Source organism: Mycolicibacterium novocastrense (assembly GCF_001570485.1).
Taxonomy (GTDB): domain Bacteria; phylum Actinomycetota; class Actinomycetes; order Mycobacteriales; family Mycobacteriaceae; genus Mycobacterium; species Mycobacterium novocastrense.
This window is the reverse complement of the sequence record NZ_BCTA01000083.1, coordinates 1-1,206: the sequence shown is the minus strand read 5'-3', so window position 1 is coordinate 1,206 and position 1,206 is coordinate 1. Positions and strand designations below refer to the sequence as shown.

General features: G+C 65.6%; 1 protein-coding gene. It reads right to left on the bottom strand.

The genetic code is table 11. The features are described from left to right. The coding region (locus RMCN_RS25750) for an amino acid adenylation domain-containing protein (protein WP_131808609.1) at window positions 1–1,206 on the bottom strand (1,206 nt) is incomplete at both ends.

Genomic DNA, 1,206 nt, shown 5'->3' with positions numbered 1-1,206 from the left:
GCCCCAACACACCAGATCGCCGGTGCGATACATCCGTTGTCCCGGGCCGCCGAACGGACACGCCACAAACCGCGACGACGTCAACCCAGCCCGGTGCACGTACCCGATCGCTACACCGCGACCTGCCAGATACAACTCGCCGACCACCCCGGCAGGCACCGGACGCAACCACTCATCAAGAACAAACGTCGCCGTCTTGGGCAGCGGCGATCCGATCGGCACCACACCCGAGCCCGCAGCCAACGGCGCACTGATCGCCGCATAAATCGTTGCCTCTGTCGGACCGTAGGCGTTGATCATCACCCGACCCGAGGCCCACCGATCCATCACCTCGGCCGGACACGCCTCACCCGCCACCACCAACGCCGCGCCTTCCAGACCGTCCGGCGAGAGCATCCCCACCGCGGAGGGCGTTTGATACACGACGCTGACTTTCTCGGCCACCAGCAGCTGATGCAGATCGTCGGGCGACCCCGCCACCGACTCGGGCACGATCACCAACCGGCTCCCGTGCAACAGGGCACCGAAGATCTCCCATACCGAGACGTCGAACACCAAAGAATGCCACTGCGACCACACCTGGCCCGGTCCCGCAGGCAGATCGACGGGCAACGACTCCAATACCTGAGTCACATTGCCGTGCGTGACCGCCACACCCTTGGGCACACCCGTCGTACCGGAGGTGTAGATGATGTAGGCAATCTCGTCAGCCGCCGGCAGAGGCACGGCCGTGCCTGGATAGCTGTCCGCGACGCGGTCGTCGACATCGATGACCGCTACGTCAGACCCATCCAACCGCGAGCGCAACTCCGCTGTCGTGACCGCCGCGACCGGCTCGGCATCGGCAAGCATGAACTCCAACCGCGCCGCAGGCACCGCCGGATCGAACGGTAGATAGGCCGCCCCCGTCTTGAGCACCGCGAGAATTGAAACGATCGCCTCAGCAGACCGCGGCACCAACAGCGCCACAGACCGCCCCGGACCCGCTCCCCGATCAATCAACAACCGCGCCAACCGATTCGACGCCGCATCCAGCTCGCGATAGGTCATCGACCGGCCATCACAGGTCAACGCCACCGCCTCCGGGGTATGGGCCACCTGCTCAGCGAACACCACCGGAATCGACACCGCAGCCGACCCCGGCCGCGTCAACACCGCCCGATTACTCCACTCCTGCAGACGCGAACGCTCACCAGCATCCAACAC